This is a genomic window from Micromonospora humi (genome assembly GCF_900090105.1).
Classification (GTDB): domain Bacteria; phylum Actinomycetota; class Actinomycetes; order Mycobacteriales; family Micromonosporaceae; genus Micromonospora; species Micromonospora humi.
Window position 1 is genome coordinate 255,584 of record NZ_FMDM01000001.1, and the last position, 18,060, is coordinate 273,643.

General features: G+C 73.0%; 17 protein-coding genes and 1 riboswitch. Of the genes, 12 read left to right on the plus strand and 5 right to left on the minus strand.

What is annotated here, in order from left to right; all coding sequences use genetic code 11:
- Positions 1–4: 4 nt before the first annotated feature.
- From GA0070213_RS01080 to GA0070213_RS01115, 8 genes are all read left to right on the plus strand, one after another.
- Complete coding sequence (locus GA0070213_RS01080; protein ID WP_091055679.1) at positions 5–1,042, plus strand: glycosyltransferase family 4 protein; 1,038 nt, start codon at positions 5–7, stop codon at positions 1,040–1,042.
- The gene (locus GA0070213_RS01085) at positions 1,039–1,845 is read left to right on the plus strand and encodes an SAM-dependent methyltransferase (protein WP_091055682.1); all 807 of its coding nucleotides are present in this window, start codon (positions 1,039–1,041) and stop codon (positions 1,843–1,845) included. The genes GA0070213_RS01080 and GA0070213_RS01085 overlap by 4 nt, the downstream gene beginning before the upstream one ends.
- Before the next feature lie 195 nt (positions 1,846–2,040).
- Positions 2,041–2,982, plus strand: a complete 942-nt coding sequence (locus GA0070213_RS01090) for a lysylphosphatidylglycerol synthase transmembrane domain-containing protein (protein ID WP_175441175.1) — start codon at positions 2,041–2,043, stop codon at positions 2,980–2,982.
- Between the two features lie 67 nt (positions 2,983–3,049).
- Positions 3,050–3,679: a GTP cyclohydrolase II gene (locus GA0070213_RS01095; protein WP_091055685.1), complete on the plus strand. Its 630-nt coding sequence runs from the start codon at positions 3,050–3,052 to the stop codon at positions 3,677–3,679.
- Complete coding sequence (locus GA0070213_RS01100; RefSeq protein WP_091055687.1) at positions 3,676–4,365, plus strand: RibD family protein; 690 nt, start codon at positions 3,676–3,678, stop codon at positions 4,363–4,365. The genes GA0070213_RS01095 and GA0070213_RS01100 overlap by 4 nt, the downstream gene beginning before the upstream one ends.
- Before the next feature lie 102 nt (positions 4,366–4,467).
- Positions 4,468–6,147, plus strand: coding sequence for an extracellular solute-binding protein (locus GA0070213_RS01105; protein WP_091055689.1), 1,680 nt, complete (start codon positions 4,468–4,470; stop codon positions 6,145–6,147).
- Positions 6,144–7,157 carry an ABC transporter permease gene (locus GA0070213_RS01110; protein ID WP_091055692.1) on the plus strand — a complete coding sequence of 338 codons (1,014 nt, stop codon included), beginning with the start codon at positions 6,144–6,146 and terminating at the stop codon, positions 7,155–7,157. Before GA0070213_RS01105 ends, GA0070213_RS01110 begins: the two co-directional genes overlap by 4 nt.
- Complete coding sequence (locus GA0070213_RS01115; protein WP_091055694.1) at positions 7,154–8,074, plus strand: carbohydrate ABC transporter permease; 921 nt, start codon at positions 7,154–7,156, stop codon at positions 8,072–8,074. The genes GA0070213_RS01110 and GA0070213_RS01115 overlap by 4 nt, the downstream gene beginning before the upstream one ends.
- On the opposite strand, the gene GA0070213_RS01120 is transcribed toward GA0070213_RS01115, so the two are convergent.
- The 3 genes from GA0070213_RS01120 to GA0070213_RS01130 are packed head-to-tail and all read right to left on the minus strand — an operon-like array spanning position 8,075 to position 10,487.
- Positions 8,075–8,818 (minus strand): amino acid ABC transporter ATP-binding protein, encoded by a 744-nt coding sequence (locus GA0070213_RS01120; RefSeq protein ID WP_091055696.1) that lies wholly within the window; start codon positions 8,816–8,818, stop codon positions 8,075–8,077.
- Positions 8,815–9,591 carry an amino acid ABC transporter permease gene (locus GA0070213_RS01125; protein WP_091055699.1) on the minus strand — a complete coding sequence of 259 codons (777 nt, stop codon included), beginning with the start codon at positions 9,589–9,591 and terminating at the stop codon, positions 8,815–8,817. Before GA0070213_RS01125 ends, GA0070213_RS01120 begins: the two co-directional genes overlap by 4 nt.
- Positions 9,592–9,629: 38 nt before the next feature.
- The gene (locus GA0070213_RS01130) at positions 9,630–10,487 is read right to left on the minus strand and encodes an ABC transporter substrate-binding protein (protein WP_091055702.1); all 858 of its coding nucleotides are present in this window, start codon (positions 10,485–10,487) and stop codon (positions 9,630–9,632) included.
- A 242-nt stretch (positions 10,488–10,729) separates the two neighbouring features.
- A riboswitch (SAM riboswitch) is annotated at positions 10,730–10,840 on the minus strand.
- 169 nt (positions 10,841–11,009) lie between these two features.
- Here GA0070213_RS01130 and GA0070213_RS01135 point away from each other — a divergent pair.
- From GA0070213_RS01135 to GA0070213_RS01150, 4 genes are read left to right on the plus strand one after another with little or no spacing between them, the layout of a single operon-like run.
- Positions 11,010–11,582 carry a PadR family transcriptional regulator gene (locus tag GA0070213_RS01135; protein ID WP_091056615.1) on the plus strand — a complete coding sequence of 191 codons (573 nt, stop codon included), beginning with the start codon at positions 11,010–11,012 and terminating at the stop codon, positions 11,580–11,582.
- Positions 11,579–13,300 (plus strand): acyl-CoA dehydrogenase family protein, encoded by a 1,722-nt coding sequence (locus GA0070213_RS01140; RefSeq protein ID WP_091055704.1) that lies wholly within the window; start codon positions 11,579–11,581, stop codon positions 13,298–13,300. Before GA0070213_RS01135 ends, GA0070213_RS01140 begins: the two co-directional genes overlap by 4 nt.
- 50 nt (positions 13,301–13,350) lie before the next feature.
- Complete coding sequence (locus tag GA0070213_RS01145) at positions 13,351–13,893, plus strand: GNAT family N-acetyltransferase (RefSeq protein ID WP_091055706.1); 543 nt, start codon at positions 13,351–13,353, stop codon at positions 13,891–13,893.
- 38 nt (positions 13,894–13,931) lie between these two features.
- Positions 13,932–14,342, plus strand: coding sequence for a hypothetical protein (locus tag GA0070213_RS01150; RefSeq protein WP_091055709.1), 411 nt, complete (start codon positions 13,932–13,934; stop codon positions 14,340–14,342).
- Between the two features lie 167 nt (positions 14,343–14,509).
- Here the strand turns inward: GA0070213_RS01150 and GA0070213_RS01155 are convergent, their stop codons facing one another.
- Both GA0070213_RS01155 and pgi read right to left on the minus strand, forming a co-directional pair.
- Positions 14,510–15,934: a vanadium-dependent haloperoxidase gene (locus GA0070213_RS01155; RefSeq protein WP_091055713.1), complete on the minus strand. Its 1,425-nt coding sequence runs from the start codon at positions 15,932–15,934 to the stop codon at positions 14,510–14,512.
- 388 nt (positions 15,935–16,322) lie between these two features.
- Positions 16,323–17,954, minus strand: a complete 1,632-nt coding sequence (gene pgi, locus GA0070213_RS01160; protein WP_091056616.1) for a glucose-6-phosphate isomerase — start codon at positions 17,952–17,954, stop codon at positions 16,323–16,325.
- Positions 17,955–18,060 lie beyond the last annotated feature (106 nt).

Here is an 18,060-nt window from a genome sequence, read left to right on the forward strand (position 1 = left end):
CCGGATGACCGCCGTCCACGTGGTGCTGCCGGGCGACATCGACGACCCGGCGAACCCCAGCGGCGGCAACGCCTACGACCGGCACGTCTGCGACGGGCTGGCCGGGCTCGGCTGGACCGTGCGCGAGCACCAGGTGCCGGGTGGCTGGCCACGCCCCGGCCCACCGGAACGGGCCGCGCTGGGTGCGCTGCTCGGCGGGTTGCCCGACGGCGCGACAGTGCTGCTCGACGGCCTGGTCGCCTCGACCGTGCCGGGCGTGCTCGTCCCGCACGCCGCGCGGCTGCGCCTGGTGGTGCTGGTGCACCTGCCGATCGAGGACGACGCCGAGCGGCGGGCCCTCGCCACGGCGACCGCGGTGGTCGCCACCAGCGAGTGGACCCGGCGCCGGCTGCTGGAGCGTTACCCGCTCGCCCCGGGCCGGGTGGCGGTCGCCCCGCCCGGCGTCGAACCGGCGCCGGCCGCCCCCGGCACACCCGGCGGCGGCCGGCTGCTCTGCGTCGCGGCGGTCACCCCGGTCAAGGGCCACGACGTGCTGGCCGACGCGCTCGCCGAGGTCGCGGAGCTGGGCTGGACCTGTGACTGGATCGGCCCGCTCGACCGGGACCCGGCGTTCGTCGACCGGGTGCGCCGGCGGCTCACCGACGCCGGGCTGACCGCCCGGGTCCGGTTGGTCGGCGCGCGCTCCGGCGCGGACCTGGCAGACGCGTACGCCGCCGCCGATCTGCTGGTCCAGCCGTCCCGGCGGGAGACGTACGGCATGGTGGTCACCGAGGCCCTGGCCCGGGGCGTGCCGGTGCTGGCCGCCGACACCGGCGGCCTGCCGGCCACGCTCGGGCACGCCCCCGGTGGCGACCGGCCCGGCCTGCTGGTGCCGCCGGACGATCCGGGCGCGACCGCCGCCGCGTTGCGCCGCTGGCTCACCGATCCCGGCCTTCGGGACCGGCTGCGCCGCGCCGCCCGGCAGCGGCGGGACACCCTCACCGGCTGGCCGGTCACCGTGGACCGGCTGGCAACGGCGTTGAAGGAGGCGACCGCGGCATGACCACCTCACTCCCACCCGGCTTCGCGGACTGGCTGCGGCTGCGCGAGCCGGCCGACGCGGCCGCCCGCTCGGTCGAGCTGGCCGACGCGGTCCGCGACCGGCTGCCCGCCGACCGCCCGCTGGTCGTGCACGACCTGGGCAGCGGCACCGGCTCGATGGCCCGCTGGCTCGCCCCCCGGCTGCCCGGCCCGCAGCACTGGGTGCTGCACGAGCGCGACGCGGCGTTGCTGGCGCTGGCCGACGGCGCGCTCACCGCCGCCGACCGCGCCCCGGTCACGGTGACCACCCGCGGCTCGGACATCACCCGCCTGACCGCCGCCGACCTGGCCGACGCCCACCTGGTCACCGCGTCGGCGCTGCTGGACATGCTCACCGCCGACGAGATCGACCGGATGGTGGCGGCGTGCGCCGGTCACCCGACGCTGTTCGCGCTCACCGTCTCCGGCCGGGCCGAGTTCACCCCGGCCGACCCGCTCGACCGGGAGTTGGCCGACGCGTTCAACGCCCACCAGCGGCGGACCGTCGACGGGCGGACGCTGCTCGGACCGGACGCGGTGGCGGCCACCGTGGCCGCGTTCGGCCGGCACGGGGTCGAGGTGGCCGTGCGGCCCACCCCGTGGCGGCTCGGGCCGGAGCAGGCCGCGCTGACCGTCGAGTGGCTGACCGGCTGGGTCGAGGCGGCCGTCGAGGAACGCCCGCATCTGGCCGGGCCCGCCCGGACGTATACCCAGTGGCGGCTCGACGAGGCCGCCGCCGGCCGGGTCGACGTGGTGCTGCACCACGCCGACCTGCTCGCCGGCTGAACCGTACGGCCCGCCGACACGTGACATCCGGTGGGAACGAGGGAGGACCGCTTGTCACACGTCGCCGTCGCCGTGTCCGTGCCGGCCAGGCCGGTGCCCACCGCCGTGGTGCCGGTCGTGCCGCCCGGGCCGCTGCCGGTCGCCGTGGTGCCACCGGTCGGACCGCCGCCGGCCGTCGGGCCCGCGCCGACGCCGGTGCGGCCCCGTCCGGCCCGGCGCGGTCGAGCGTGGGTACGCCCGGCCGCCGGGCTGGCCGTGCTCGCCGCGCTCGTCGCGTACGTGGGCACCGGGCCGTTCCTGGCCGGGCTGCGGCTGATCGACGTGCCGGCGCTCGCCGCCGCGCTGGGCATCGGCGTGATCACCACCGTCTGCTGCGCCTGGCGCTGGTCGCTGGTCGCCGGCGGGCTGGGCGTACGGCTGCCGATGCGGGCCGCCGTGGCGCACTGCTACCGGGCGATCTTCCTCAACTCCACCCTGCCCGGCGGGGTGCTCGGCGACGTGCACCGCGCGGTGCGCCACGGGCGCGACGCCGGGGACCTGGCCCGGGGCGTACGCGCGGTGGTGTGGGAGCGCACCGCGGGGCAGGTGGTGCAGCTGGTCATCGCGGTGGCGGTGCTGGCCGCGTTCCCGTCACCGGTGCGCCCGTACCTGCCGGCGCTGGCCGTCGTGTTCGCGGTGGCCGCCGTGGCGCTGGTGCTGGCCGCCCGGGCGGTGCCGCGCTCCGGCGCGTCCCGCCTCGCCCGGGCGGCCCGCACCGCGGTCGCCGACGTCCGCTCCGGGCTGCTGGCCCGCCGGACCTGGGCCGGTGTGGTGATCGCCTCAGCCGTGGTGTTCGCCGGCCACCTGGCCACCTTCATGGTGGCGGCCCGCACCGCGGGTGCCGACGCCCCGATGTCCCGCCTCCTGCCGCTCACCCTGCTCGCCCTGTTGGCCATGGCCCTGCCGCTCAACGTGGGCGGTTTCGGGCCGCGTGAGGGGGTGGCCGCCTGGGCGTTCGCGGCGGCCGGCCTGACCGCCGCGCAGGGTGTGGCCACCGGAACGGTCTACGGCGCGCTGGTGCTGGTGGCCAGCCTGCCCGGCGCGGTGGTGCTGCTGGCGCGCCGGCTGCCCCGGCGGGAGCCCGGCAACTGTCGGTGATCCCGCATACGGTGAGGGTGCGAGGTGTGAGTCGTCGGTCAGCCCGGCGACTGGACGGAGGAGAACCATGGACGAAACCCTGCCCACCGCGACGGTCCGGACCCGGGTCACGGTCCCGCTTCGGTTCCCCGACGGTTACGTGACCACCGCCCTGGTGCACACCTTCCACGGCCTGGTGGACGGTCGTGAGCACCTGGCGTTCGGCCTGGGTGAGCACGGGAAGGCCGATCCGCCGCTGGTGCGCCCGCACAGCGAGTGCCTCACCGGCGACGTGTTCGGCAGCCAGCGCTGCGACTGCGGCCCGCAGTTGCGCGAGGCGGTCGAGCGGATCGCCGACGCCGGGGGCTACCTGCTCTACCTGCGTCAGGAGGGCCGGGGCATCGGCCTCTACGCCAAGCTCGACGCCTACGCGTTGCAGGACGGCGGCCTCGACACCTACGAGGCGAACCTGGCGCTGGGCCGGGGCGCCGACGAGCGGGACTACACCGTCGCCGCGCAGATGCTCGCCGCGCTGGGCGTGGACCGGGTGGCCCTGCTCAGCAACAACCCCGACAAGGCGGCCCAGCTGGAGCGGCTGGGCGTCACGGTTTCCGACCGGGTGGTCACCGGCGTGCACCTGTCCCCGGCGAACGCCGACTACCTGGCGGCCAAGGTGAGCCGGGCCGACCACGCCCTCGACCTGCCGTTCGTGCCGTGACCACCCGCCCGTACGTGCTGCTCAGCTGCGCGATGTCGATCGACGGCTACATCGACGACGCGACCACCGAGCGGCTGCTGCTCTCCAACGACGACGACCTGGACCGGGTCGACGCGACGCGGGCCGGGTGTGACGCGATCATGGTGGGTGCGGCCACGGTCCGCCGCGACGACCCCCGGTTGCTGGTCCGCAGCGAGCGGCGGCGGGCCGAGCGGGTGGCCCGGGGGCTGCCGCCGTCACCGGTCAAGGTGACGGTCACCGGCAGCGGTGACCTCGACCCGACGGCGCGGTTCTTCAGCCTCGGTGACGGGCTGAAGCTCGTCTACTGCCCGAGCGGGGTGGTGGAGAAGGCCCGCGAGCAGGTGGGCACGGTGGCGACCGTGGTCGACGCCGGTGAACCGGTCACCCCGGAGGCGGTGGTGGCCGACCTCGCCGGGCGCGGGATCGGCCAGTTGATGGTCGAGGGCGGCGGCACGATGCACCGCCAGTTCCTCACCGCCGGCCTCGCCGACGAGTTGCACCTGGTGGTCGCGCCGTTCTTCGTGGGGGACGGCCGGGCGCCCCGGTTCGTGGGGGAGGGCCGCTTCCCCTGGCATCCGGGCCGTCGGGCCCGGGTGGTCGAGGTGCGCCAGATCGGTGACGTGGTGCTCACCCGCTACGCGCTCTCCGACCGCTGCCGCGCCTGACCGACGCTGTCCGGTTCGCTCTTGTGCAAGCTCACGGTCGAGATTAGTTTGTTGACCATCCATACGAACACTCCACCGTGCATCCCTCCCGAAGGGGGACCGATGAGCGTGCACCACCCCGAGCCGGGCTCCTCCCGCCGCCACTTCCTCGGCCTGGTGGGTCTCGGCGTGGCCGCCACCACCGCCGGCCCGCTGCTCGCCGGCTGCTCCGAGAAGCCGGCCGGCTCCGGCGCCGCCCAGCAGCTCGACGCCGTCTCCGGCGTGCTGCCGACGCACCAGGATCTGACCAACGCCATCAAGCCCGACATCGTCGGCACCCGCCCGGTGCCCGACGGCTACACCAGCTACCCGGCCACCCTCGTCGACGCCGTCACCGAGAAGCCGGGCACCAGCGGCAAGCAGGTCACCGCGATGACGCCCGCCTGGGGTCCGGCGCCGACCGGCATCGCGCAGAGCGCCTACCTCCAGGCCGTCAACGCCGAGCTGGGCACGCCGGTCAACTTCACCATCCAGGACGGCAACACCTACGCCGACAAGCTCAACGCGATGCTCGGTGCCCGGGACGTGCCGGAGCTGCTCTGCGTGCCGAGTTGGGAGGTGGAGAAGATCCCACGCTTCGCCGAGGCGATCAAGGTGCTCTTCGAGGACCTCACCGACCACCTCAGGGGCGACGCCGTGAACGCGTACCCGATGCTGGCGAGCTTCCCGACCGGGGCCTGGCGCCAGGCGGTGTGGAACGAGCGGCTGGTGTCCGTGCCCAACCCCACCGACGGGCCCTTCCCCTGGGCGCTGTTCGCCCGCAAGGACCTGCTCGACGCGCGCGGCCTGGCGCTGCCGGCCAACCTGGACGATCTGCTCTCCGCCGCCAAGCAGGTCACCGACCCGGCCCGCAAGGTGTGGGCGTTCGACGACGTCTTCGCCATGATCCAGATGTTCCACCGGGTGCCCGGCGCCAACCAGGGGTGGCGGCTGCGCTCCGACGGCACGCCCGAGTTCAAGTACGAGACCCCGGAGTTCCGCCAGGCGCTCGAGGTTATGGCCAAGATCTACTCCGACGGCCTGGTCCACCCGGACGTGGTGGCCAGCAAGGGCGCGGACGCCAAGCAACTGTTCGCCAAGAACGGCGCGATCGTGTTCAAGCAGGATGGCGTCGGCTTCTGGCAGGGCGCCCAGGCCGAGCACCAGAAGACCAACCCGACGTTGAACATCCAGCCGGTGCCGGTCTTCTCCGCCACCGGCGGCGACCCGCTCGTCTGGGGCGAGGACAAGCCGATCTCCTACACCTTCGTCAAGAAGGGCCTCGGCAAGGACCGGGTCCAGGAGTTGCTGCGGATCATCAACTGGTGCTCCGCGCCGCTGGGCAGCCAGGAGGCGCAGCTGCGCGACTTCGGCGTCGAGGGCAAGCACCACACCAGGTCGCCGAACGGGCCGGTGAAGACCGACCTGGCGTTCAAGGAGATCGCCAACCAGTACTTCTTCATCAGCGGCCGTAACCCCACCATCGGGCCGTTCCCGGAGACCCCCCGCTACGTGCCGGACGTGCTGACCTACTCCAACCAGATGGTCACGTTCCTGGAGAAGAACCCCTGGGCCGGGGTGAAGTTGGAGATGCCGGCCGCCTACAAGGCCAACCAGGTGCCCACGGAGGACAAGTTCACCGACGTCCTGCGTGGCCGGCGTCCGCTGAGCGACGTGGACGCCATCGTCGCCGAGTGGAAGACCAACGGCGGGGAGGAAGCCCGCAAGCTGCTCGCCGACTCGCTGCCCAAGGCGGCCAAATGAGCGAGCCGGCCGTCGTGGTCGGGCCCGAGCGGGCCCGACCCGACGACCCGGCCCCACCGGCCCGCGCGCCCCGTGGTCGGCGTGTGCCGCTGGTCAGCCGGCTGCGTCGCGACTGGCAGATGCTGGCCATGGTGGCGCCCGGCTTCCTGGTGCTGCTGATTTTCAGCTACCTGCCGATCGCCGGCAACGTCATCGCGTTCCAGGACTACAACCCCTACCTGGGCGACAACCCGTGGGCGGCGTTCACGCACAGCAACTGGATCGGCTTCGGCCAGTTCCAGCTCCTCTTCGACGACCCGGCCTTCTGGGACGCCTTCCGCAACACGCTCGCCATCACCGCGTTCCAGCTCGTCTTCTTCTTCCCGCTGCCGATCCTGCTCGCGGTCATGCTGCACAACCTGCTCTCCAGCCGGCTGCGCGGCCTCGTGCAGACCGTCGTCTACCTGCCCCACTTCTTCAGCTGGGTGCTGGTGGTCAGCTTCTTCGTCGCGATGCTCGGCGGCGCCGGGCTGCTGGCGCAGACCATGCGCGAGGCCGGCATGCAGCCGTGGAACGTGATGACCAACCCGGACACGTTCATCGTCCTGGTCACGGCCGAGGCGGTCTGGAAGGACGTGGGCTGGGGCACCATCGTCTTCCTGGCCGCGCTGTCCACCATCGACCAGAACCTCTACGAGGCGGCCGCCGCGGACGGTGCCGGGCGGTGGCGGCGGCTGTGGCACATCACCCTGCCCGGTCTGCGCCCGGTGGTCGTCCTGCTGCTCATCCTGCGCCTCGGCGACGCGCTCTCGGTCGGCTTCGAGCAGTTCCTGCTGCAACGCGACGCGGTCGGCCGGCAGGCGGCCGAGGTGCTCGACACCTTCGTCTACCACTTCTCCATCGCCACCGGAAACTACGGCTACGGCGCGGCGGCCGGCCTGTTCAAGGCCGTCGTCGGTCTCGTGCTGATCCTGGCCGCGAACCGGGTGGCGCACCTGCTCGGCGAACGAGGGATCTACTCGAAGTCATGACCGTGACCATCCGCCGGCCGCCCGGCGCCCGCGCCCGCCGTCCGGCCTGGGAGGAGCCCCCGACCCCGCTCGGTCAGGGAGTCAAGGCCGTCCTGCTCACGCTGCTGGTACTCGGGGTGCTCTTCCCGCTCTGGGTGGTGCTGGTGACCAGCCTCTCCTCCCGGCAGACCATCGCCGACGCCGGCGGCCTGGTGGTCGTGCCGAAGGGCATCGACACCTCGGCCTACCAGACCATCCTGGCCGGCGGCGCGGTCACCCGGGCGCTCTGGATCAGCACGCTGGTCACCGTCTGCGGCACCGCGATCGCGCTGACCGTCACCGTGCTGGCCGCGTACGGGCTGTCCCGGCCGGGGTCGCTCGGTCACCGCTGGCTGCTGGCCTACTTCCTGGTCCCGTTCCTGGTCTACCCGCCGCTGGTGCCCCGCTACCTGGTGGTCACCGGGCTGGGGCTCAAGGACACCATCTGGGCGCTGGTCCTGCCGCCGGCCATCAGCGTGTTCAACCTCGTCGTGGTGCGCGGTTTCTTCCAGGGCATCCCGCAGGAGCTGTTGGACAGCGCCCGCATCGACGGGGCGAGCGACTTCCGTACCCTGGCCCGGATCGTGCTGCCGCTGTCGCGCGCGGTCATCGCCGTCGTCGGCCTCTTCTACGCGGTCAGCTACTGGAACGTCTGGTTCGACGCGCTGCTGTTCATGGACCGCAACGACATGTACCCGATCCAGCGGGTGCTCCAGAGCTACCTGCTGGCCGGGCAGGCGCCGCACACCGCCGGCGGCACCACCGGGGTGAGCATGCCGCCGACCGAGGCGGTCAAGATGGCGGTGGTGGTGCTGACCGTCGCGCCGATCGTCGCGGTCTATCCGTTCGTGCAGCGGCACTTCATCAAGGGTGTGCTGATCGGCGCGGTCAAGGGCTGATCAGAGCACCTGGGACAGGAACCGCCGCAGCCGGGGGTGCTCCGGCGCCTCGAACACGGCGGCCGGCGGCCCGGCCTCCAGCACCACGCCGGCGTCCATGAACGCGACAGTGTCCGCGACGGTGCGGGCGAAGCCCATCTCGTGCGTGACCACCACCATGGTCATGCCGGCGGCGGCGAGGTCCGCCATCACCGCGAGCACACCCTTGACCAGTTCCGGGTCCAGCGCCGAGGTGGCCTCGTCGAAGAGCATCACCTGCGGGCGCAGCGCGAGCGCCCGGGCGATGGCGACGCGCTGCTGCTGCCCGCCGGAGAGCTGCGCCGGGCGGGCGTCGGCCTTGGCGGCCAGCCCGACCAGGTCGAGCTGCGCCCGGGCGAGCGCCACCGCCTCGTCCTCGCCGAGCTTCTTCAGCTTGCGCAGCGCGAGCGTGACGTTGCGCAGCACACTCAGGTGCGGGAAGAGGTTGAACTGCTGGAACACCATGCCGATTCGCTGCCGCAGGGCGTCCGGGTCGTCGCGCAGCACGCTGCGTCCGTCCAGCAGCACGTCACCGCGGTCCGGTTCGATCAGGCGGTTGATCGTGCGCAGCAGCGTGGACTTGCCGGAGCCGGACGGCCCGATCACGCAGGCGGTGCCGCCCCGGGCCACGTCCAGGTCGGCGCCGCGCAGCACCCGGTGCGCGCCGAAGGCCAGGTGCACGTCGCGGACGGCGAGGCTGACCGAGGTGGCGGTGCTCGTGCTCATCGCGGTTCCCTTCCGGTCGGGGTGACGCCGGCCGGCGCCAGGTCGGGCTCGGGCTCGGGCGGCGCGGTCGGGCGGCCCTGGCGCAGCCGTCGGTCCAGCCAGTTGACCGCGTGCGTCAGCGGCACGGTCAGCAGCAGGTAGAACAGACCGGCGAGCAGCAGCGCGGACTGGTTGCCGGTGTTCGCCGCGTAGTCCTGCCCGATCCGGAACAGCTCCCGCTGGCTGGCCAGCAGGCCGAGGAAGTAGACCAGGCTGGAGTCCTTGATCAGCGCGATGAGCTGGTTGACCCAGGCGGGCAGCACCCGGCGTACGCCCTGCGGGATGATCACCAGCCGCATCGACTCGCCCCAGGAGAAGCCGAGCGCCCGGGCGCCCTCCAACTGGGCGGCCTCGACGCTGAGGATCCCGGCCCGGAAGATCTCGCCGAGGTAGGCGGCGGCGATCAGCGACAGCGCCAGCACGCCCAGCGGGTAGGGGTTGGGCCCCCAGACCTCCATCCCCAGTGGCGCCAGGCCGACGCCGATGAGCAGGATGGTCGCCGCGGCCGGCAGGCCGCGGAACACGTCGGTGTAGACCCGGGCCGGCCACCGCAACCATCGGGTACGCGAGATGCCCGCGACCGCCAGCAGCATGCCCAGCACCGAGCCGAGCAGGGCGGCGGAGGCGGCCAGGATCAGCGTGTTGGGCAACCCGACGGTCAGCATCTCGGGCAGCGCCTCGCGCATCGAGTCACCGTCGAAGAAGGTTTCCCAGAGGGTGCGCAGTGGATCCATCGTTCCTCCGTCCGCCCTGCTCGTTCGCGGTTACCTGGTCAGGAGGCGGCCGACGGCGAGGGCACCGGGACCGAGCCGCTGCCGGGCGTGAAGTCGGCCGGGATCGGCCGGCCCGGGTAGTACTGCGCCTGCAGCCGGCTCCAGGTGCCGTCCGCGATCACCTCGTCGAGGCCCTTGTTCAGCGCCTCGCGCAGCTTGTCGTTGCCCTTCGCCACCGCGTACGCGGTGGGGGCGGGGCTGAGCTGCTTCGCCGCCACCTTGATCTTGCCGGTGCTGTCGGCGGCGGACTTGTCGCCGATCTCGGCCGGGGCGATCCAGGCGTCGGCGGTGCCGGCCTTGAGCTGGTTGACCGCGCCGTTGTAGTCGGGCACCCGCACCGGGTTCAGCTTCTCCCGGGTGGCGAAGTCGTCCTGCACGGTGCCCTGGACGACCACCACCCGCTTGCCGGCGAGCTGGTCGAAGCCGGTGATCGGGGAGCCGGCCGGCACGTCCAGGCCGAAGTAGCCGAAGTCGTAGCCGTTGCCGAAGTCCACCGTCTTCTTCCGGGCCTCGGTGACCGTGATCGAGGAGCTGCCCACGTCGAACTTGCGGTTGTTGACCTGGGAGAGCAGTGCGGAGAAGTCGGTGCCGACGAACTCCACCTTCAGGCCGACCTTGCCGGCGACGGCGGTGAGCAGGTCGTTGTCGAAGCCGGTGAACGTCCCGTCCTTCAGGTAGACGTTCGGCGGGGCGTCGGTGAGCGTGCCGGCCCGGATCACGCCGGGCTGGAGCAGGCCGTACGGGTTGTCGGCCTGGTCGGTGGTGCCACCGCCGCCGCAGGCGGTCAGCGCGGTGGCGGTGAGCACGGCGGCGGCGCCGAGCGCGGCGACGCGGGTCAGGGCGGTACGGATACGCACAGAAACTCTCCAGAGTGGACGGACGCGCGACGCGCGCCGGTGCCGGCGCCGCCGGGCACGGCGGAGCCGGGAGGGTGGATCGGGAAAAGGGCGGGAACGCTCGGTCAGCGCGCGACGCGACAGCGGTCGCTGCACACCCGCATCAGGTCGACGTGGCGGCGCTTGACCAGCAGAGGGCGGGCCTGCGCGAGGGGTGGGGCGAACATCGGGTCTCCCTGGTCGTCGGTGCTGACCTGGGTGCCAGGCCACGCTTGCGCCGACGGCTGCCGGCGCCTGGTCCTCACCCGGAGCACCCCACCGTGGTGGAGGGTTGCCGGCCAGCGAGCCGGGGCTTGACGCTGGCGCTCATGACCTGCGGAGAAGGCTAGCAGCACCGGTACGCCGGACGTCCAGCCGTTATGACCACCCTCACGCGCCGCGCCTTACCTCGACGAGCCGTGGCGGGTGCGCCGGGCGCTGCCGCGGTGGTACCTGACCGACCAGGGCTTGCTATGCAACAAAGTGCATAGCAGGATGACCGGCATGTCGTTGGAGCACGCCATCCTCGTCTCGCTCCTGGAGCAACCCGCCTCCGGCTACGAGCTGGCCCGTCGCTTCGACCGCTCGATCGGCCGCTTCTGGACCGCCACCCACCAGCAGATCTACCGCGTCCTCAAACAGATGGCCGACGACGACCGGATCACCGGCGTCCAGGTCGGCCAGGAGAGCCTGCCGGACAAGAAGGTCTGGTCGGTCACTCCCGCCGGCCGGGCCGCGCTGCTCGACTGGCTGCACGCCCCGGTGCGCCCGGAGGCCGTCCGGCACGAGCTGGCCGTGAAGATCCGCGGTGCCGCGTTCGACGACGCCGCCGGGCGCGCCGCCCTGCTGGCCGAGGTCGAGCGCTACCGCGCCGACCACGAGTCCGTCCTCGCCGGCTACCTGGCCGGCGAACGCCGCGACTTCGCCGACCCGGCCGCACCGGACGCCCGGGCGGCGTTGCAGCACGTCGTGCTGCGCGGCGGCATCGCGTACGAGCGGATGGTGCTGGCCTGGCTGGACGACGTCCTGGCCACCCTCCGCGCCCTCGACCCCGACCCGGAAAGGCCCGCGCCGTGAGCGACCCACTGCTGTTCCACCCGCACCGCTACGACCCCGCCGACCTCGACGAGACCTCCCGTCGACTGCTGCGCGCCACGATCGACTGGTTCGAGAACCGGGGCAAGCGCGCGCTCGTCGACAGCTACCACGAGCGCGAGTGGTACGCCGACTTCCTCGACTTCGCCGCCCGCGAACGCCTCTTCGCCACCTTCCTCACCCCGTCCGCCGACGGCGCGGACGACAAGGACAAGCGCTGGGACACCGCCCGCAACGCGGCGCTCAGCGAGATCCTCGGCTTCTACGGGCTCGGCTACTGGTACACCTGGCAGGTCACCGTGCTCGGCCTCGGGCCGGTCTGGCAGAGCGACAACGCCGCCGCCCGGGCCCGCGCCGCCGAGCTGCTCGACCAGGGACACGTGATGGCGTTCGGCCTCTCCGAACGGCCGCACGGCGCCGACATCTACGCCACCGACATGCTGCTCACCCCCGACGGCGAGGGCGGGTTCCGGGCCACCGGCGGCAAGTACTACATCGGCAACGGCAACGTCGCCGGCCTGGTCTCGGTGTTCGGTCGGCGCGCCGACGTCGAGGGCCCCGAGGGCTACGTGTTCTTCGCCGCCGACAGCCGGCACCCGGCGTACCGGCTGGTCCGCAACGTGGTCAACGCCCAGATGTACGTCTCCGAGTTCCGGTTGGAGGACTACCCGGTACGCGCCGAGGACGTGCTGCACACCGGGCCGGCCGCCTTCGACGCGGCGCTGAACACCGTCAACGTCGGCAAGTTCAACCTCTGCACCGCCTCCATCGGCATCTGCGAGCACGCCATGTACGAGGCGGTCACCCACGCCCACGGCCGGGTGCTCTACGGCCGGCGGGTCACCGACTTCCCGCACGTGCGCCGCGAGCTGACCGACGCGTACGCCCGCCTGGTCGCGATGAAGCTGTTCAGCGACCGGGCGGTGGACTACTTCCGCTCGGCCGGCCCGGACGACCGCCGCTACCTGTTGTTCAACCCGATGACCAAGATGAAGGTCACCACCGAGGGCGAGAAGGTGATCGACCTGCTCTGGGACGTCATCGCCGCCAAGGGCTTCGAGGCCGACACCTACTTCGACAAGGCCGCCAAGGACATCCGCGGCCTGCCGAAGCTGGAGGGGACGGTGCACGTCAACCTCGCGCTGATCCTCAAGTTCATGCCCAACTACCTGTTCCGGCCGCAGCCGCACCCGGCGGTGCCGACCCGCCGCGACGCGGCCGACGACGAGTTCCTGTTCCGGCAGGGCCCGGCGCGGGGCCTCGGCGCGATCCGGTTCCACGACTGGCGCGCCGCCTACGACGCGTACGCCCGGGTGCCCAACGTGGCCCGGTTCCGGGAGCAGGCCGACGGCCTGGTCGCGCTGCTCGCCGCGCACGCGCCGGACGAGACGCAGCAGCGCGACCTGGACTTCCTGCTCACCACCGGCCAGCTCTTCGCGCTGGTGGTCTACGGCCAGCTCATCCTGGAGCAGGCCGAGCCGGCCGGCCTCGACCCGGACCTGCTGGACGAGATCTTCGACCTGCTGGTGCGGGACTTCTCCGGCTACGCCACCGAGTTGCACGGCAAGCCGGCCACCACCGACGAGCAGGCCGCCTGGGCGCTCGCCCACCTGCGACGCCCGGTCGTCGACGCCGACCGCACGGCCCGGGTGTGGCAGCGGGTGGCCGACCTGGCCGGGGCGTACGAGATGCGGCAGTAACCGGCGAAATCGGCAGGCGGGACGGCAGGCCCGGCCGGTAGGTTGCACGGATGTTCGCGATCGCCCTGACCGACGACGCCGAGCTGCGGCCGTTGCAGCCCTGGCACGCCGACGAGTTCCTCGCCAACCTTGACCGCTGCCGGGAGCACATCGCGCCCTGGGTCGGCGCGTCCTTCGTCGCCACCGACGCCGAGTCGGCCCGCCGGGTCCTCCAGGCGTACGCCGACCGGTGGGCCCGCGACGACGGCGGGATCTGGGGCATCTGGCAGCGCGGCACGCTCGTCGGGGGAGTGCTGCTGGTGTCGCTGAGCACCGCCCGCGGGGTGTGCGAGGCCGGCTGCTGGCTGGAGGCGGAGGCCCAGGGCCAGGGCCTGGTCACCCGGGCCGCCCGGATCGTCGTCGACTGGGCGGTCCGGGAGCGCGGCATCCACCGGGTCGAGTGGGTGACGCGGGCCGGCAACGAACGCAGCATCGCGGTCGCCCGGCGCCTCGGCATGCGCCGCGACGGGGTGCTCCGCGACGCCGCGCCGGTGCCGGAGGGCCGGGCCGACATGGAGGTCTGGTCGGTGCTGGCGCCGGAGTGGACGGCCTGAGCGTCTTTCTTGTCGTACCCGGACGTCAACATGTGTCCATGGCTGTCCCCGCACTGGCCGACCGGTCCCCCCAGCCGCGCGCCCTGCCGCTGCGCGAGGTCCGCACCCGGCTCACCCAGCTCGTCTCCCTGGCCGAGCTGACCGACACCGTCACCGTGGTCACCCGCGACGGCGACCCCCGCCCGATCGCCGCGATCGTGCCCGCGCCGGCCGCCCGCACCGGCGCGCAGGCCCGGGCCGACGCGGAGCGGGTGGCCGCGGTCAGCGCCGGCTGGGCCCGCCGCCTGGAGGAGCTGCACCGCCAGTCCGGCCGGCGACACGCCGCCGAGCTGCGCGCCCTGACCGACGCGCTCGCCGAGGCGTGGGCCGAGCTGGATCGCCGCGCCCCCGCTGGCGACCCCGCGCTCGCCCGCCTGAAGGCGGCCCACGCCGACCTCCTGCGCCGCTGACCCCACCCGCGAGCCGGGTGGGCGCGATCGCCGACGGAAGCCGCGGTCCGGGGAGGTGCCGTCGTGCCGCGCGCACCCCCGTGGCGCGCGGCACGACGGCCGTCCGGGCGGCGGCCCAGCGACCGCCGCGGTTCAGGCTCCGCCGTCCGACCGGGCGGACGGACAGCTCAGGGTTCGACGGGGCCGGCGGCGGCGTCGGCGCGCAGCCCGTTCGCGGCCAGGTCGTCGGCCACGTCCAGCCCGAGACGGACCCCGCCGATGTTCCGTGCCAGGTCGACCCGGCCGTCGTCGTCCAGCGCGAACGCGTCGAACGACCAGTGCACGCCCAGGTAGACCCGGCTCAGACCGTTCTCCTCGATCATCTGCCACAACCCGTCCGGGAAGCGGCGGGCCCACCGCGGGCGCACCGTCCCGGTGTTGTCCACGCTGATCCCGTTCAGCTCGTCGGAGACGAACTCCAACCCGTCGGCGAGGCCGTCCGGGCCGTCCCCGCCCCGTCCGTAGAACTGGCGCACCGACTGCAACGCCGCCGCGCCGAACGTGGCGTGTCCGGACGGGTACGCCGGGAAGTTCGGCGTCCGGTTCTTCTGCCCGACGCTGTTCGTGTTCGGCGCGCCCAACGGCAACCAGCCGATGTCGGTGGCGGGGTCGAGCGCGGCGTCACCGGCGGCGGTCGGGCCGAGTGAGCTGTCGTGCTCGCGGATGCCGAGGACCGGACGCCACAGGTCGTACCGGTACTTGTCCGTCCAGCAGAGGATCCCGGCGTCGGCCATCGCGACGTTGACCAGCGCGAAGAGGCGCGCGTTGCGGGCCGTGTCGTTGCCCTGCGCCCGGGCGACGGCCCGGACGATCTGGTTGTACAGCCGGGGCGGCGTGCCGATGCCGCGTGCGCCGTCGTACGCCCAGAACAGCCCGACGGCGGTCTCGGCGGCGGTGCGCTGCGGCAGCCGGTCCGGCAGCGTGCCGGCCAGGTGCGGGGCGATGCCCTTGCCGCGCACCTGGCGCAGCGCCCGCTCGTACGCCCGGTCGCCCGGGCGGGGCGGCTCGTCGAGCTGGTGGCGGGCGGTGACCGCGAAGCAGTGGGAGCGTGCGCCGTAGAACGGCGCGTGGTAGCCCTGCCCCGGGTTGTCCGGGTCGACGCGGTGGTGCTGCCGGGCCGGTGACGGCACGTAGCCCTCGTCGCCCAGGCCCGGGTCGGCGGCGCGCAGCCGCAGCACCTCCTCGGCGACCCGCCGGCCCCAGGCGTGCCCGGCCGCGTCGTGCTTGCCGGCCACCAGCCCCGCGGCCAGGTGACGGGTCTCGAAGAACGCCCGCTGCGCGGGGTGGAGCGCGACCAACGCGGTCCGGGCCGCCGCGGCCACGGCGCTGTCCGGGTCGGCGTCGGCCGGCGGCTCCGGCAGCCGGTCGCCCAGCCACGGCTCGTACGCCCCGGTGAGACCGACGTACGCGTCGTGCATGGCCAGGTGGACGACGGCCAGCGCGCGGGCGCTGCCCACCGGGCCCTGCGACCGCGCCTCGGCCGCGTCACCCGTGGTGTGGGTGACCCGGTTCGCCTCCAGTGCCACCTCGTTCCAGTACAGGATCTGATCCACGATTTCCCCCGTTGTCGCTCCGTTGACGAATGGTGGCGGCAATGCCGTTCCACAACGGATTCCGGGTGCGGGGAAATGTGCGCGCGCCAGTGCAACCGGAATGACATCCGGCTACTGACGTGCGAAAACTGTTTCCCGTCGAGCCCCCGTCGTGAATCGGCCGCCCACCGTTGGGTGGTCCGCCGTGCCGCTCTCGAAATGCGAATCGATGTCGGCTCATCCATGGTTGCGGCGGCCTGTGCGGCGGGTCAAGGCGAGACGGTGACGAATGTGACGAGTGTCGGGGAGTAATCAGTGGGCAATTCGATGCAACCGAATTGCGGGTCGGCGTACCCGCAGGTCACGGCGACGCCCGGGCGGGTCGGTGCGCCCGGGCGTCGCCGGTCGGTCAGCTCCGGCCGCGCTCGGCGCGGTAGCGGCGGATCAGCTCGGCCGTGGAGGTGTCCACCTCGGCGAGGTCCGGATCCGACCCGGTGAGCTTCGGGGCCAGCTGGTTGGCCATCACCTTGCCCAACTCGACGCCCCACTGGTCGAAGGCGTTGATGTCCCAGACCGCGGCCTCGGTGAAGACGATGTGCTCGTAGAGCGCGATCAACTGCCCCAGCGTCGCCGGCGTGAGCTTCGGCGCCAGGATCGACGTGGTCGGGTGGTTGCCGGCCATCACCCGGTGCGGCACCACCTCGGCCGCGGTGCCCTCGGCCTCCACCTGCTCCCGGGTCCGCCCGAAGGCGAGCGCGGCGGTCTGGGCGAAGAAGTTCGACATGAACAGGTCGTGCATGTCGCCCAGGTCGTGGTTGGGCCGGCTGAACGCGATGAAGTCCGCCGGAATCAGCCGGGTGCCCTGGTGGATGAGCTGGTAGAAGGCGTGCTGACCGTTGGTGCCGGGCTCGCCCCAGAAGATCTCCCCGGTGGGGTACGTCACCGGCGCGCCGTCGACACGCACCGACTTGCCGTTGCTCTCCATGGTCAGCTGCTGCAGGTAGGCCGGGAAACGGTGCAGGTACTGCGCGTACGGGAGCACCGCGTGGGTTTCCGCGCCGAGGAAGTCGGTGTACCAGACGTTGAGCAGGCCGAGCAGCGCCGGCACGTTGCGCTCGACCGGCGTGGAGCGGAAGTGCTCGTCGACGGCGTGGTAGCCGGCCAGCATCTCGCGGAACCGGTCCGGGCCGACCGCCAGCATCACCGACAGCCCGACCGCGGACGGCAGCGAGTAGCGCCCGCCCACCCAGTCCCAGAAACCGAACATGTTCTCCGGGTCGATGCCGAAGTCGCGGACCCGCTGCTCGTTGGTGCTGACCGCGACGAAGTGCCGGGCGACGGCGTCGTCGTCGGCGTCCAGCCCGGCGAGCAGCCAGCGCCGCGCCTGGTCGGCGTTGGCCAGCGTCTCCTGGGTGGAGAACGTCTTGGAGACCACCACGAACAGCGTAGACGCCGGGTCCAGGTCGGTGGTCTTGTCGTGGATGTCGGTCGGGTCGATGTTGGACACGAACCGGCAGCTGATCCCCGCGTCGCGGTAGGCCTTCAACGCCTCGTACGCCATCACCGGGCCCAGGTCGGAGCCCCCGATGCCGATGTTGACCACGGTGGTGATCCGCTCGCCGGTGTGGCCGCGCCACGCGCCGGAGCGCACCCGCTCGGCGAACGTCGACATCCGGTCCAGCACCGCGTGCACGTCGGCGACGACGTCCTGGCCGTCGACGGTGAGCGAGGCGTCGCGGGGCAGCCGCAGCGCCGTGTGCAGCACGGCGCGGTCCTCGGTGACGTTGATGTGCCGCCCGGCGAACATCGCCGCGATCCTCCCGGTCAGGTCGACCCGCTCGGCCAGCGCGGTGAGCAGCGCGACCGTCTCGTCGGTGACCAGGTTCTTGCTGTAGTCCACGTGCAGGTCGGCGACCTCGCCGGTGAGCCGTTCGCCCCGCTGCCCGTCGGCGGCGAAGAGCTCACGCAGGTGGGTGCCGCGCATCGCCTCGGCGTGCTTGCGCAGCGCCTGCCATTCGTCCGTGGTGGTGACGTCAGCCATCGGGTCGATCTTCTCCTTCACGACGGGCGGTCGGCTCTCGCCGGCGACCCCACCAGCCTGCCACCCGGAGCCGCTCGTCGCGACGCGACCCGGCGTCGCCCACCCG